Source organism: Mycobacterium sp. 1165196.3, assembly GCF_001673415.1.
Classification (GTDB): Bacteria; Actinomycetota; Actinomycetes; order Mycobacteriales; family Mycobacteriaceae; genus Mycobacterium; species Mycobacterium europaeum_A.
In genome coordinates this window covers 1-13952 of the sequence record NZ_LZLU01000208.1, presented here as the reverse complement: position 1 = coordinate 13952, position 13952 = coordinate 1, and the positions used below count along the sequence as shown (strand labels likewise).

Genomic DNA, 13952 nt, shown 5'->3' with positions numbered 1-13952 from the left:
TGCGGCGGCAGCGGACGCACGGTGCACACGCCGGCGGAGATGAGCAAGGCCGTCGAATGGGCGCTCGCCGAGGCCGGCCCATCAGAGCATCGGCACTGAGGAGTCTCAGGGTTGCGGCAACCGCACGTCCAGCACCACGCAGCGCCCTTGCCCGGCCTCGGCGAGCGCCCATTCGACGGCCTTGCTCATCTCCGCCGGCGTGTGCACCGTGCGTCCGCTGCCGCCGCATGCCGCGGCGAGCGCGGCGTAGTCGGTGTCCGGGGTGAGTCGGGTCTCGCCGAAATCGTTCTCCCGCACCGACACTCCCTGCGGATACAAGTCAATCACCGGCAGCTTGGAGGCCAGATACGACTGATTGTTCAAGACGACGGTGACGAAGGGCGCACCATGGCGATGCGCCGACCACAACGCCGCGGTGGGCACGCCGAAATTGAACGCGCCGTCGCCGCAGATGGCGACGACGGGCGCTTCCGGCCGGGCGAGTTTGACGCCGAACGCGCCGCCGAGCGCCCAGCCCAATCCCGGTGCGCCCGTGTCGAAGAGCTGCCCGGGTGACCGCCGCACCTGCCGGGCCACGGCGGACCGGTTGGTCACGGCCTCCTGTACCACCACCGCGTCGTCGGGCAGGGCGCCGCCCAGCGCGGCCAGCATCGCATCGGGTGCGTCCGCCGGGCGATCGGAGGCGGCCCGGCGGGCCGCCTCCCGCTGGCGCTGCGCCGTGTCGGCCTCGGCCGCCTGCCGACGCGCGGCCCACTTCTCCCGCAGCTCGTCGGTGGCCAGCCGCAACAGGGTCTGCTCGAGCAACAGCAGCGCCACCCGCGTGTCGGCGGTCAGCGCGACCTCGATCGGAAACGACCACAGCGGCATGCTCGGTTTGACCGGATCGCCGTCGATCTGCACCACGCGGGCATTCGCGGGCGGGGCCAGCTGCGCCGGCACCCAGGGCACTTCGCAGTCCAACAGCAGCACGGTGTCGGCGTTCTCCAGCGGCGCCGCGTCGCCCACCACGTGCAACGGATGTTCCAGCGGCAGGTTGGCGCGGTCGCCCTGATCGATCACCGGCGCACCCAGCAGCTCGGCGATGCGGCCCAGCACCGTTGCGGTCGCGGGGTCGGCGGCGGTCCGGGCCGTGACGATGACGACCCGCTTGCCCGCCACCAAGATTCCCGCCAAGCGTCCCAGCGCGCCCGGATCCGGGCCGGGCGGTACGGCCGGCGGCAGGCGGCGCGGCAGCGCCCCGGCCCCGTGCTCCATCAACGCTTCTCGCGGCAGCATGACGTACGCGGGGCCGGACGGGCAGGATTGGGTGACCTGGAAGGCCCGCCGGACGATCGGGGCCAGCTCGCGGCCGCGGGGAACCTCCATGTGCCACTTGGCGTAGTTGCGCACCACGGCGGGCTGGTCGAGTTGCTCCTGCTGCCAATGGATGTAGGTGTCGCGGTGACCGCGCACCCCCGGCGCCGAGCTGTAGGGAGCGCGGCCGGCGAATACCACCACCGGGGTCCCGTTGCGCTGCGCGTTGTGCAGCTGGCAGCCCAGGTTCAGCGTGCCGGCGTCAACGTGCACCATCACCGCCTGCGGGCGGCCGCTGGCCATGTGATGGCCGATGGCCGCGGCCAGCGCGATGCTCTCGTGCACGCACAACACCGCCTGCGGGCTCGGCGTGCCCGCGGCGCGCGCCGCCGCCAGCGCCTCCTGAATCGGCGCGGAATCCGTTCCGGGGTTGATGAAGAAGTGCGCGACTCCCTCGTCGGCGAGCAGCGCAACCAGATCGGCCGCGGCCTCGGGTACGTCGAACAGATTGTCTACCGTCATGGTGCCGTTCTCCTATCGACGTCGGCGACCTCGCGTACCCCCTCCTGACGGATCAGATCTTCAAGATACGTTCTGTGTGGGCGTCTGCGATCTATTCCGGCGGACTCCGGTTCCACGTGGCGCGCTCGAACCCGTCGACCGCCCCTAACGAGGGACTCACGGGTAATCGACGGAGAACTTTCGACACCATCGGGTACCCGCGGCGTGGCGGTTTACTCCACGCCACTACCGGCATGGTCAATGCGCCTGCCGCGCAATGGTTTCGGCGCCGATCGGCGGATTCAGGACCGGGCCGAAAGCCGTTCGCGCAGACGGCGATTGACCGGTTCGGGCAGCAGTTCGGACACGTCACCGCCAAGCATCGCGACCTCTTTGGCCAGCGACGAGGACACGAACGAATAGCGCGGAGCGGTCGCGACGAAGAAGGTGTCCACACCGGCGACGTGTTTGTTCATCTGCGCCATCTGCAGCTCGTATTCGAAGTCGGTGCCGGTGCGCAGTCCCTTCACGATGGCGGTCATGCCCCGCGCCCGGACGAAGTCGACGACCAGGCCCCGCCCGGCCTCCACCCGCAGGTTCGGCAGGTGCGTCGTCGATTCGTTGATCATCGCGATCCGCTCGTCGAGGTCGAACATGCCCTTTTTGGCGGGGTTGGTCAGGATCGCCACCACCACCTCGTCGAATTGGGCCGACGCGCGCTCGAAGACGTCGATGTGACCCAACGTCACCGGGTCGAACGACCCGGGGCACACCGCGCCCGTCATGCGCGCGATCCGATGCAAGCGGGTGATCTGCGGACATCGGCGATCATGACGCGCGGCGAGACGATGCAGAGCGAAGCGATGCTGAGGAGCGGCGCCATGACGAACGACGGTACACGCCTACCTCAATGGCGCTCGGCCAGCTCCAGCCGGGTGTCGCCATACACCCGGTGCGGCCACGCGGCCCAGCCGGCCGGCCAGTCCAGCGGCGCGCCGCCGGCCGCACGCTCCACCACCGCAACGCTGCCTTGGTGCACCCAGCCACGGGCGGGCAAGGCGGCCAACACGGCCTCGACCTCGGTGGCGTCCACGTCGTAGGGCGGGTCGGCCAGCACCAGATCGAACGCGGCGTCGGTCCCGGCGGCCAACACGGTCGCCACCGCTGCGCGGCGCAGCGTCGCACCGGGCAGGCCCACGGTTTCGATGTTGCGCGCGATGACGGATGCGCTGCGCGGGTCCGACTCCACGAAGAGCGCGGCGGCGGCACCGCGGGACAGCGCCTCCAATCCCAGTGCGCCCGAACCGGCGTAGAGGTCCAGCACGGCGACACCGGTCAGGTCCAGGCGGGCCGAGAGGATGTTGAACAGCGATTCGCGCACCCGATCGGTGGTGGGCCTGGTACCGCGCGGCGGGACCGCGATGCGACGGCCCCCGGCCGCGCCGCCAATGATCCGGGTCACCTGCGAAGTCCTAGAGCAGCGTCGACCAGTAGTCCCAGAACCGGGCCATGATCAGCAAGAACACCGCGGTGAACCACAGCGCGGCGACCGACCACCGCCATTGGAAGAGCAGCCATCCCGGTCCGGATTGCCGGTGCTGCAGCACCGGGCGATAGGCGATCGAGGCCACCACCACCAGCAGCGAGATGGTGACGACCCACACCACCATGCAGTAGGGGCACAACGCGCCGATGCGGTAGAGGCTCTGGAAGATCAGCCAGTGCACGAACACCGCCCCGACCACCAGCCCGGCCGTCAGAACCAGCCAATACCATTGCGGCAGAGCAACTTTCGTCAGCGCCAACAGCCCGGTCACGACCACCACGGTGAAGGCCACCAACCCCAGCAGCGGGTTGGGAAAGCCCAGCAGCGACGCCTGCGGCGTGATCATCACCGAGCCGCAGGACAGGATCGGGTTGATGTTGCAGGACGGTACGTACGCCGGGTTTGCCAGGATGTCGATCTTCTCGACCGTCAGCGTCGCCGACGCGACCAGCCCGATCAGCCCGGCGATGAGCACCCACCAGGCGCTGAGCGCGGGCACTCGCGTCCCCGAAGCCGGATCCGGCGTCAGGTCGCCGGCGGGATCGACAGCTTCGGTCGACACCGCACCGGTCACATCGCGGCCGGCGCGACCGCGCCGTCGATGCCCGGGATGTTGCCCACGATTTCCTTGATCTTGTTGACCAGCGCCTCGGGTGTCGACGGGTCGTAGTCCTCGCCGTTGATCTTGATGGTCGGCGTGGCGTTGATGTGTGCGGCCGCCGCTTCGCCGGTGACCTTGGACAGGTATTTGCCGCTGTTGATGCAGTCCGGCACCTTGCCCACCACACCGGCCTCGCGGGCGAGTTCGATCAACCGGGCGTTGTCCGGGAAGCTCTTGCCGGTTTCGCTCGGTTGGATGTCGGTGCTGAACAGCGCGGAGTGGAAGCGCCGGAAGGCGTCCTGGGACTCGTCGGCGACGCAGAGCGCCGCGGCGCCCGCGCGCGAGGAGTAGTTCTGGTTCCGCGAGCTGTCGAGGATCGACACCATGGAGTAGTCGCCCGCGATGGCGCCGAGGTCGATGAGCCTGGAGACCGTCGGGCCGAAGGTGCGCTCGAAGTTACCGCAGGCAGGACACAGGAAGTCCTCGTAGAACGTCACCACGGCCTTGGGGTTGCTGGTGCCGGGCTGGGTGATCAGCTTGCTCGACGTGACCCGAACGGTGTCGCCCGCGCCGGTGGGGCCGGTCTTCTTGTGGTGCGAGGTCACGATGTAGAAGACGAGGGCGACCGCGAAGATCACCACGAATGCGGTACCGCCGATTTGGACGAGCCGGCTCGACTTACCGCCGGAGGCCGACTTCATGTCGAATCGCGGGGGACGTTTGGGTTTGTCGGCCACAGGTTCCCTGATCTTTCGGTGCGAGTTGTCGGTCTGCCCGGGTGCGGACAAAGCGATCGGACAAGGCGCCTCTAGATTACCGGCGCCAACCGCTGCGGGAATCAGACCCGGCTCAGGTGGGCCCGCAGCGCCGAGATCAGCTCGCTGGTCGCGACCATGCTGTCCCCGCCCAGCTGGAACAGGTTGGCGAAGCCGTGGGTCAGCGAACCCAGGTACCGCAGGTCCACCGCGACGCCGGCGGCCCGCAGCGCCTCGGCGTAGCTTTCGCCTTCGTCACGCAGCGGGTCGAAGCCGGCGACGGCGATCAGCGCGGGCGCCAGTCCGGTCAGCGATTGGGCCAGCGCCGGCGACACCCGCGGATCGGTGCGGTCGAGCTTCGACCGCCGCAGATACTGCGATTCGAACCAGTCGATGTCCCGCTTGGTCAGCAGGAAGCCGCGCGAGAACAGGGTCAGCGACCGGTTCTTGGCGGTGAAGTCGGTGCGCGGATAGATCAGCCATTGCAGCACCGGCGCCGGGGCGCCCTCGTCGCGCGCGATCTGGCTGACGACGGCGGCAAGGTTGCCGCCGGCGCTGTCCCCGCCGACCGCGACGTGGCCCGGCGTCGCACCCAGCTCGCCGGCGTGCTCGTAGGCCCAGGTGAAGGCCGCGTAGGCGTCCTCGATCGCGGCCGGCGCCGGGTGCTCGGGGGCCAGCCGGTAGTCGATGGACAACACATGGATGCCGGCGTCACGGCAGGTCAGTCGGCACAGACTGTCGTGGGTGTCCAGGTCGCCGATGGACCAGCCGCCACCGTGGTAGAAGACCAGCAGCGGTGCCGGCTCGCCGCCGGGTGGACGGTAGTGCCGGGCGGGGATCTGCCCGGCGGGGCCGGGCAGCGTCAGCTCGGCGACGTCGACGTGGATCTGCGGCCCGGGGAACCCCACGGTGGACTCGCGCATCTGAGCTCGCGAGACGTGCGGGTCGTCGTCGACCACCAGGCCGTCGATGCCGACCGCGCGCAGCCCCGACAGCATCAGCTGCAGCGTGGGGTCCAGCGTGTTGCCGTCGATGATCACCGAGCGCCCACGGACCAGCCCGCGCCTGATGGCGGTGGGGATCCACGGGATAACCTTGGCCCCGACGCCGGTGACGGCGCCCTGGATCCGGCTGGCCAGCGGCACCGAGGTGCGATCGGCGCCGCGCTCGAGTTCCGGTGCGCCTGACAGAGGCCTGGTCATGGGCAACCCCCTTAACAACACGTGCGAACGCTCGCCGACGAACAGCTATTCGGTCCCCGAACCCACCGCCTCGGAGCGTTGCCGGCCCCCGGCGGCCACCAAACACGCGGCATTGCCGCCTGACCCACGCTACTGCAGCGCTATCGGCGTGCCGAGCGCGTGGTGGGCGAAGTCTGCGATATCGGTGGTGAGATCGGGCCGCGTCGCGGCGAAAGACGACCCGCGCGCAGGTGTCGATCAGTTGCATTTATTGACTAGGTAATATCGTGGTCCCCAGGTCGGTGAGCCTTCATCGGATTGCGAGCGACTTCGACGTGTTCGATTTCGAACTCAGCGCCTCGAATTCGATGACGGAACTCGGCTCGGTGCACAATCTCGAACCTTCAATTTCACAGGCAGGTGAATGAATTGGCTGGCGAGTCGGGCTCCGCCGTACCCTCAATTGCTCTCAACGACGAGAACACGATCCCGGCCCTGGGCCTGGGCGTCGCGGAATTGTCGGATGACGAGACCGAACGCGCGGTGTCGGCGGCGCTGGAAGTCGGCTGCCGGCTGATCGACACCGCCGCGGCCTACGGGAACGAGGCCGCCGTGGGGCGCGCCATCGCCGCCTCCGGCATTCCCCGCGCCGAGCTGTTCGTGACCACCAAGCTGGCCACGGCGGACCAGGGTTTCAAGGCGGCGATGGACGCCTGCAACGCCAGCCTGGAGCGCCTCGGCCTGGACTACGTCGACCTCTACCTCATCCACTGGCCGGCGCCGGCCCTGGGCAGCTACGTGAACTCCTTCGGCGGCATGATCCAGTCCCGCGCGGAAGGTCAGGCCCGCTCGATCGGTGTATCCAACTTCACCGACGAGCACCTGACGACGGTCATCGATCTGACTTTCGTCACCCCGGCGGTCAACCAGGTCGAGCTGCACCCGCTGCTCAACCAGGAAGCGCTGCGCAAGACCAACGCCGAGCACAACGTGCTCACCCAGTCCTACACGCCGCTGGCGCTGGGCAAGCTGAACGACAACCCGACGGTGAATTCGGTCGCCGGCGAATACGGCAAGACCGCCTCGCAGGTCCTGCTGCGGTGGAACCTGCAGCTGGGCAATGCGGTCGTCTTCCGGTCCGCCAACCCCGAGCACATCTCCTCCAACCTCGACGTCTTCGACTTCGAGTTGGCGGACGAGCACGTCGAGGCGCTCAACGGGCTCAACGACGGCACCCGGTTGCGCCCGGACCCCGAGACCTACGAAGGCGCGTAGGGCGCCGCTACCATCGCGCCGGGGCCGGCGCGTCGATGGTCAAGGGACGCTGATACGACAGGTCGGTGCGGTCGCGCGTGCCGACGAGGTAGCCCTTTTCGGTGAAGAACGATGACTGCAACACCCGGGCGTCCGCGAGGAACATGCCTTCGACCGTCGAGCGGCGGACCGCGATGCGCCACTGCCCATTTCGCCGCTCCAGCCGGTCGATGTAACGGCCGGTGATGAACTGCGCGCTCTTGGCGTCGGGCCCGACGAGAACCACGATCACGTAACTCTCGGCGTGCGCGGCATCACCATCGACTTCGCACGTGTGCGTGGTGATGTTGTGGGTGTGAACCCGCGACGTCTCGGCATGGGTCTTATTGGCCCAATCCCCGTACTCCGGACCGGAATTGACGGCGTGGCCGTGCTCGTCGACACCATCGGCGTGGTACGCGGACGCGATCAGGTCGACGTCGTGGCGGTCACAACCTCGGGCGTGGCGCGCAATGCAGTCGAGGATCTCCGTGCGATCCAGCAGATAGCGAACGTTCTTCTCGAGCGCGTCCAAGCCCGTGTCCACGGCCATGCTGTCCCTATTCGTTGGATCGGTCGGCATCGAGGCTTGCGACGCCCGGTGCCACTATACACTCGTACAGCACAGGCCAGGTGTCACAATACGAGTACTCAACAGATCGGATGGCCATGGCGACGTCGTCGCGGCGCGTGGGCGCCGAAACGTCCAAGACGCGGGACGTGCTGCTGGACTGTGTGGAAAAGCTGATGCTCGAACAGGGGTATGCGAGCGTCACTTACCGGGCGCTGGCGGCCAAGGCCGGCGTGACACCGAGCCTGGTGCAGTACTACTTCCCCACTCTCGATGAGATTTTCGTCGCCGCGATTCGGCGCTACTCCGAGCGCAATCTGGCATACCTGACCGAAACGCTCGCACGCCGCAGCGACGATCCCCTGCGGGCCGTGTGGGAGTACTCGTGGGAAGAGGCGACCGGCGCGCTGATGACAGAGTTCATGGCGCTGGGCAACCACCGCAAATCCATTCGCAATGAGATCGCCGCCGTGACCGAGAGCGTACGGAAGGTCCAATTGGACGCGCTCGTCGCCAAGTTCGGCAAGAACGCTCGTCCGGTCGGTGATCTTTCGCTGCCGGCGCTGCAGTTGCTGATGTCGGGCATGCCGAAGTTCCTGAATCTCGAGGAGGGCATCGGCGTCAAGTCGGCCCACCGGGAGGTCACCAAGGCCTTCGAGCGCTACATAGACTCGGTGGAACCACGCCCCGAGCCTCCCAAACGGGGGACCACCCAGCGCCGCCGGGCGACGACGCGTCGTGCGTAGCCGTAGTTGAGCGGGTGGGTCGCCGCGGTCGACTCAGTGGACAATCATGTTGACGGTCAACGCATCACGTGTGCGCACTGCTGGTGCGGGTGAACGTTGAACAAATCACGATAGGACGGTGGCTGGCGGCCACCTTCGTCACTGATGCCGTATCTCGCCGCCAGCTCCGCGCCGATCAGCGTCTGCCCGCTCAAACTCATCAAGTCCGGGTCTTGATACAGCGCCCAGATCACGTGGCCGGTCAATTCGGGCGTCTCGGCGGTATCGAGGATGTGGCCGAACTTCTCGGGATTGCTGGCGATGATCTTTCGGACGCGGTCGGTCAGCAGCGATCCCATCCAGATCGAGACGGCAGCGATGCCAAACTCACGAAAGTCGAACGCCATGTCGGCGGCCATCTTGTCGGTGGCCGCCTTCGGCACCCCATAGGCGGGACCGAACGCGTAGTGCACTGACCCCGAGGACGACGAAAACGCAACCAGCCCTTTGCGTTGCGAAATCATCAACGGTGCGGCGTGGACGGTGGCGACGTAGCTGCTCCGCACCCCGACGTCGAGCGTGTCGAGCACGCTGAAGGGCTCCTCCCAGAATTTGGTCCGACCCATCATCTCGTCGCGAATGATCGCGGCGTTGTTGACCAGGACGTCGAGCCGCCCCTGCTCGCCGCGGATTTGGGCGAACAACGCCTCGACCTGGTCGTCGTCGGCGTGGTCGACACCGACGGCGATCCCCCGTCCGCCCGCGGCGCTCACCTGTGCGGCCGTCTCGTCGACGGTGCCCGGCAGGGCTGAGTCAGCGCCGCTGCGGGTGCGACCGGTGACATACACCGTGCAGCCATGGCTGCCCAGCGCGCGGGCGATCCCTGCGCCCGCGCCGCGGCTGGCTCCCGTGACCAGGACCACCGGGGTGTTTTCCGGCATCGATGTGCTCCTTCGGGCGTACGTGGCCGACCCGCCAACCCGTCAGTGCGGAATCGCCGCCGAGTCGTCTGCAGGTGCGCTCAGCTCATGTCATCGCCCAAGTCGACGACCGTGGGCCGCCCGGGCAGCAACGACATGGTCGATCATCATGGAGATGGCCTGCTCGGGGCAGGAGCGGGCCGCCTCGAGCACACCGTCGCGGTGCCCGTCGGCGACCTCCTCGACCACGGCATGGGCATGACCATCGACGTCGTCGAGTTCGAACGACTCCGGTGCGATCATGGCGCACATCGTGTGGCCCTGGCAGTGGGCCGGATCGACCTTGACGCGCACGCTACCTCCTGAATACGTTGCGTTGCTTGCATTTCGGCTGGCGTTGTCAGAGGACCGCGCCGCCGTTCACGCCGATCACCTGGCCGTTGACGTAACCGGCGCCCTCCGAGCACAGAAAGGAACACACCGCCGCCACGTCGTCGGCCTGCCCCAGCCGCCCGGCCGGAATGGCTTGCGTCAAATGCTCGGTGGGTGGCAGCTTTCCGTCCCGCTGTTGCTGGCGCAGCATCGGCGAATCGATGACGAACGGCGGTACGGTATTGGCTGTGATGCCCTTGCGGGCGTAGTCCAACGCGACCGTCTTGGTCATGGCGATCACGCCGCCCTTGGTGGCCGAATAGTGCCCCTGCGCAGGAGCGCCCTGCTGACCGGCGGCAGATGAGATGGTAACGATACGACCCCATTTCGCCGCCACCATGTCGGACAACGCCGCTCGCACGCAGAGGAAGGTGCCGGTCAAATTCACCGCCAGATAGCGGTTCCACTCGTCGAGGGTGATCTTGTCGAACCGCGTGAATCCGGCGATGGCCGCGCTGGTCACCAAAATCTCCGTCGGCCCGAACTCCCCTCGCAAGGTGGCGAATGCTGATTCAACCGCCGCCTCGTCCGAGACGTCGACTCCGATCGCAAGCGCATTGCCGCCGGCGGTTTCGATCTCGGAGGCGACGGCGTTGGCATTGGCCGGATGCACGTCCATGATCGCCACGCGATGACCGTCGGCCGCCAGCTTGACGGCGATCGCTCGTCCCAAACCGGAACCCGCACCGGTCACGACGGCCGTTCGGGTCATCGGGCAGCTCCTCGGTTTCGGGCCGTACCAGCAATGTGCTGTACGAATGTATAGCGAAAACGCGAGGGGCACAAGAAGCGCCGGCGCGCATCGGCCTCGGGTGCCGCCTTACACGCCAGCACCACCGGGAGCTCCGTGCATGTACAGCGTTTGCCCCGAACAGAAACTCGCTGCGTCCGACGCGAAGAACAAGACGCCGTAGCCGATTTCGTCGGGCTCACCGAGTCGGCCGAGGCCGTTGGTGAGCGCGATCGCCTCCGGATCCAGTCCGTACCGCGCGGCATCGTCGGTCAGGGTGGCGGCGCGTACCGCACCGACTGCGATGGCGTTGACTCGAATGCCCTTCCTGGCCCACGCGGCCGCCATCGACCCGGTCAGGTTGTTCACGGCCGCCTTCGCGGCGCCATAGGGAGCCGCCTGCGGCATCGCCAGCAGGCTGGCCCCCGACGAGATGTTGACGATGGCCCCCTTGCCCTGCGCCATCATCGGCTGGGCTGCCGCCTTGGACAGGTGCCAGACGGCGTTGAAGTTCAGGGCGAGCACGTTCTCGAAGTCGTCGTCGGGCCACTTGAGGATCGACTTCGTCTCCGCTCCCCCAGCACAATTGACCAGGATGTCCAGCCGCCCGAATTCCTGAACAGCTCTGTCGATGAGCGCCCGGCACTCGTCCGCGGACGTCACATCGGTGGACACGGCCACGGCACGGCGGCCCAGCGCCATGACTTCCCTGGCTGTGGATTCGAGCGGGTCGGGGCGCCGGCCCGCCAACACGACGTCGGCGCCATGCTGGGCCAGCACGAGCGCCGTACCACGCCCGATTCCCGTGCCGCCGCCGGTAATGACGGCGACGCGGCCGTCGAGGTCAAACCGACTCTCCATACCGTTTCCTCTTGTTCGTCGTGGCGGTGCGCGAGCGGCGCCCATCGTTTGTACGATCGTATAGCATCGTCGCCTGTGCCGGGGACGACCGGTTCGTTGCCCCTCGGACGAGGCATGCTGTACGTTCGTATAGCGCCCACATGAGGGCGTGCGGAAGAACCGCTGACGAGGAGCCGACGTTGAGCGATCTGTATTACGACCCGTGGGACGTCGACATCGACCTGGACCCCTATCCGACCTACCGGCGCCTGCGCGACGAGTGCCCGGTCTATTACAACGAACCGCACAACTTTTGGGGCGTAAGCCGTTACGCGGATGTCGATGCGGCGCTGAAAGACACCGCCCGGCTCAGCTCGGCCAAGGGCGACATCCTCGAGGTCGTCATGACCGACCCGGTGATGCCGCCAGGCATCTTCATCAACGAGGATCCGCCCTTGCACACCATTCATCGCGCGATCGTGTCCAGGGCATTCACACCGAAGAAGATGCGAGCGATCGAGGACAAGATCCGTGCCTTCTGCGTCGCGTGCCTTGACCCACTCGTCGGCGGGGAGCGGTTCGATTTCGTGGCGGATCTGGGCGCCGAGCTGCCCATGCGCACCATCGGAATGCTTGCCGGTATTCCCGATGCGGAACAGCCTGCGGTACGCGAACACGCCAACCAGGTGCTGCGCAACGAGCCCGGAAAACCGATGTCAATCAAGAAAGATCGCTACTTCACCGGTGAGATGTTCGGCGAATACGTCGAGTGGCGCGAGAAGAACCCGTCGGACGACCTGATCACCGAACTGCTCAATGTCGAGTTCGAGGACGAGACCGGGACCACGCGAAAGCTGTCCAAGCAGGAACTGATCGTGTTCTTGGCGGTGGTGGCCGGCGCGGGCGTTGAAACGACCGGTCGCCTGTTCGGCTGGATGGGCAAGGTGCTGGCCGAGCACCCCGATCAACGTAAGGAACTCGCCGAAAACCATGCGCTGATCCCGACGGCAATCGAGGAACTGCTGCGCTACGAACCACCCGGGCCGCATGTAGCGCGCTACGTCGCCACCGACGATGTGACTTTCCAGGGGCGGGTCATCCCGGCGGGCAGCGCCCTGCTGCTGATGCTGGCTTCGGCCAACCGCGACGAACGTCATTTCGACGACCCCGACAAGTTCGACATTCACCGAAAACCCGGCGGCCACCTCACCTTCGGCCGGGGTCCGCACTTCTGCGTCGGATCTCCGTTGGCGCGTTTGGAAGGCCGCGTGGCGCTAGAAGAGGTACTCAAGCGATGGCCCGAATGGGACATCGACATGCCCGCAGCACGACGTTCGCGTACCTCGACCGTGCGAGGCTGGGACAGCATGCCCGCGGTCATCACCTGAGATGCCCTGAGGTCAATCGAGCCGCGATCAGCACCGGCGGCGCTCGCGTAGGGCGCCGCGCTACCCCGTCGGGCAGGTCGTCGCGGCCTGGCGCAGCACGCCGGTCGACGCCTGGTCCACCGGCAGCGAGTAACCACGAAGCACCGCGATGAACTGCATCGCGTACTGGCAGGCGAACGCCGCGTTCGGCGGCATCCATTGCGCCGGCGGCGAATCGCCCTTGTCCTGGTTGGCCTGCCCTTCGACGGCCAGCAGGTTGGCCGGGTCGTTGGCGAAGCGCAGCCGCTCGGGGGCGGGCCAGCCGTACGCGCCCATGTCCCACGCGTAGGCCAGCGGGACGATGTGGTCGATCTGCACGGACTCACCGACCTTGGGGCCGCGCTGAAAGGCGATGGTCTTGCTGGTGTAGGGGTCGTGCAGCGTGCCGGTGGCCACCGCGTCCGGACACCGTTTCACCGACACATACGTTTTGTCCACCAGATCACGGTTCAGGATGTCGTCGCGCGTGTCGCATCCGTTGTGCCCCAACGGGGCATCGTTGTCGTCGTCCCAGGCGTCGCCGAACGCCGAGCGCAGGTAGTCGTAGCGGTGCTGGCGCAGGGGCACGACGGCCACACCGGTGAGCACATCGGTGCCCGGCTGCACCGTCGGAACGTCGGCGCGCGCCGCGTATTCGGCGGAACGCCGGGCGGTCGAGGAGCCGACCGTCTGATAGGCCACCAGCAACGCCAGCGCGGCCGCCGCGGCCAGCCACAGCAGTACTTTGCGATTCAACTTTTGTCCAGGTATTCGATGCGGTCGGTGTCGGTGAATCGCGCGGCCAGCAGCCCCAATCCGGGATTGGAGCGGTCCTCGGCGTAGGCCCTGACACAGAAGTCCCGCGCGGCCTCGATGAACTCCAGGTGGTCCGCCAGGGACAGCAGCCGCAGCGTGATCGCCTTGCCGGACTGGTTGCGGCCCAACACATCTCCCTCCCGACGCTCCTTGAGGTCGAGATCGGCCAGGGCGAAGCCGTCCAGCGTCTCGGCCACCGCACACAGTCGGCGGCCGGCCGACGAGTCCGGCGCGGACCAGCTGGCGAACAAGCACAGGCTCGGATGCTGGCCACGGCCGATCCGGCCGCGCAGCTGGTGCAACTGACTGATCCCGAACCGGTCGGCGTCCATCACCAGCATC

General features: G+C 67.3%; 15 protein-coding genes and 2 pseudogenes. 4 read left to right on the top strand and 13 right to left on the bottom strand.

Annotated elements, in window-relative coordinates; genetic code table 11:
- Positions 1-105: 105 nt before the first annotated feature.
- The 6 genes from A5659_RS21500 to A5659_RS21475 all read right to left on the bottom strand — a co-directional run bounded on the left by A5659_RS21500 (position 106) and on the right by A5659_RS21475 (position 5898).
- Positions 106-1815, bottom strand: a complete 1710-nt coding sequence (locus tag A5659_RS21500; protein ID WP_067184109.1) for a thiamine pyrophosphate-requiring protein — start codon at positions 1813-1815, stop codon at positions 106-108.
- Between the two features lie 281 nt (positions 1816-2096).
- On the bottom strand, positions 2097-2579 hold the full coding sequence (coaD, locus tag A5659_RS21495) for a pantetheine-phosphate adenylyltransferase (protein WP_067020047.1): 483 nt from the start codon (positions 2577-2579) through the stop codon (positions 2097-2099).
- A 122-nt stretch (positions 2580-2701) separates the two neighbouring features.
- Positions 2702-3256 (bottom strand): 16S rRNA (guanine(966)-N(2))-methyltransferase RsmD, encoded by a 555-nt coding sequence (gene rsmD / locus A5659_RS21490; RefSeq protein WP_066876565.1) that lies wholly within the window; start codon positions 3254-3256, stop codon positions 2702-2704.
- A 10-nt stretch (positions 3257-3266) separates the two neighbouring features.
- Positions 3267-3914: a vitamin K epoxide reductase family protein gene (locus A5659_RS21485; RefSeq protein WP_067184106.1), complete on the bottom strand. Its 648-nt coding sequence runs from the start codon at positions 3912-3914 to the stop codon at positions 3267-3269.
- Positions 3911-4678, bottom strand: a complete 768-nt coding sequence (locus tag A5659_RS21480; protein WP_066860013.1) for a DsbA family protein — start codon at positions 4676-4678, stop codon at positions 3911-3913. The genes A5659_RS21485 and A5659_RS21480 overlap by 4 nt, the downstream gene beginning before the upstream one ends.
- A 101-nt stretch (positions 4679-4779) precedes the next feature.
- Positions 4780-5898 (bottom strand): alpha/beta hydrolase, encoded by a 1119-nt coding sequence (locus tag A5659_RS21475; protein WP_066860016.1) that lies wholly within the window; start codon positions 5896-5898, stop codon positions 4780-4782.
- A gap of 254 nt (positions 5899-6152) precedes the next feature.
- Between A5659_RS21475 and A5659_RS28685 the strand changes: the two are divergent.
- Positions 6153-6301: pseudogene (locus tag A5659_RS28685) on the top strand (oxidoreductase); the annotation flags it as partial.
- 5 nt (positions 6302-6306) lie between these two features.
- Positions 6307-7152, top strand: coding sequence for an aldo/keto reductase (locus A5659_RS21470; RefSeq protein ID WP_066860019.1), 846 nt, complete (start codon positions 6307-6309; stop codon positions 7150-7152).
- A 7-nt stretch (positions 7153-7159) separates the two neighbouring features.
- Here the strand turns inward: A5659_RS21470 and A5659_RS21465 are convergent, their stop codons facing one another.
- A complete protein-coding gene (locus A5659_RS21465; RefSeq protein WP_066860022.1) occupies positions 7160-7723 on the bottom strand; it encodes a nuclear transport factor 2 family protein in 564 nt (187 codons plus the stop codon).
- 116 nt (positions 7724-7839) lie between these two features.
- On the opposite strand from A5659_RS21465, the gene A5659_RS21460 reads away from it, so the two are divergent.
- Positions 7840-8487, top strand: coding sequence for a TetR/AcrR family transcriptional regulator (locus A5659_RS21460; RefSeq protein ID WP_067184103.1), 648 nt, complete (start codon positions 7840-7842; stop codon positions 8485-8487).
- A gap of 56 nt (positions 8488-8543) precedes the next feature.
- Here the strand turns inward: A5659_RS21460 and A5659_RS21455 are convergent, their stop codons facing one another.
- The 4 genes from A5659_RS21455 to A5659_RS21440 form a co-directional block, all read right to left on the bottom strand.
- Positions 8544-9407, bottom strand: coding sequence for an SDR family NAD(P)-dependent oxidoreductase (locus A5659_RS21455; protein ID WP_067184100.1), 864 nt, complete (start codon positions 9405-9407; stop codon positions 8544-8546).
- Positions 9408-9497: 90 nt separating this feature from the next.
- On the bottom strand, positions 9498-9740 hold the full coding sequence (locus A5659_RS27310; protein WP_082976145.1) for a ferredoxin: 243 nt from the start codon (positions 9738-9740) through the stop codon (positions 9498-9500).
- Positions 9741-9786: 46 nt separating this feature from the next.
- The gene (locus tag A5659_RS21445) at positions 9787-10530 is read right to left on the bottom strand and encodes an SDR family NAD(P)-dependent oxidoreductase (protein WP_067184093.1); all 744 of its coding nucleotides are present in this window, start codon (positions 10528-10530) and stop codon (positions 9787-9789) included.
- 108 nt (positions 10531-10638) lie between these two features.
- On the bottom strand, positions 10639-11409 hold the full coding sequence (locus A5659_RS21440; protein ID WP_067020064.1) for an SDR family NAD(P)-dependent oxidoreductase: 771 nt from the start codon (positions 11407-11409) through the stop codon (positions 10639-10641).
- A 179-nt stretch (positions 11410-11588) separates the two neighbouring features.
- On the opposite strand from A5659_RS21440, the gene A5659_RS21435 reads away from it, so the two are divergent.
- Complete coding sequence (locus A5659_RS21435; RefSeq protein WP_066860037.1) at positions 11589-12776, top strand: cytochrome P450; 1188 nt, start codon at positions 11589-11591, stop codon at positions 12774-12776.
- A 60-nt stretch (positions 12777-12836) separates the two neighbouring features.
- On the opposite strand, the gene A5659_RS21430 is transcribed toward A5659_RS21435, so the two are convergent.
- Together A5659_RS21430 and A5659_RS21425 are read right to left on the bottom strand one after the other, a co-directional pair.
- Positions 12837-13550: an HNH endonuclease family protein gene (locus tag A5659_RS21430; protein ID WP_067020067.1), complete on the bottom strand. Its 714-nt coding sequence runs from the start codon at positions 13548-13550 to the stop codon at positions 12837-12839.
- Positions 13547-13952, bottom strand: a pseudogene (locus tag A5659_RS21425) (ATP-dependent DNA helicase RecG); the annotation flags it as partial. The gene A5659_RS21430 and the pseudogene A5659_RS21425, both read right to left, overlap by 4 nt.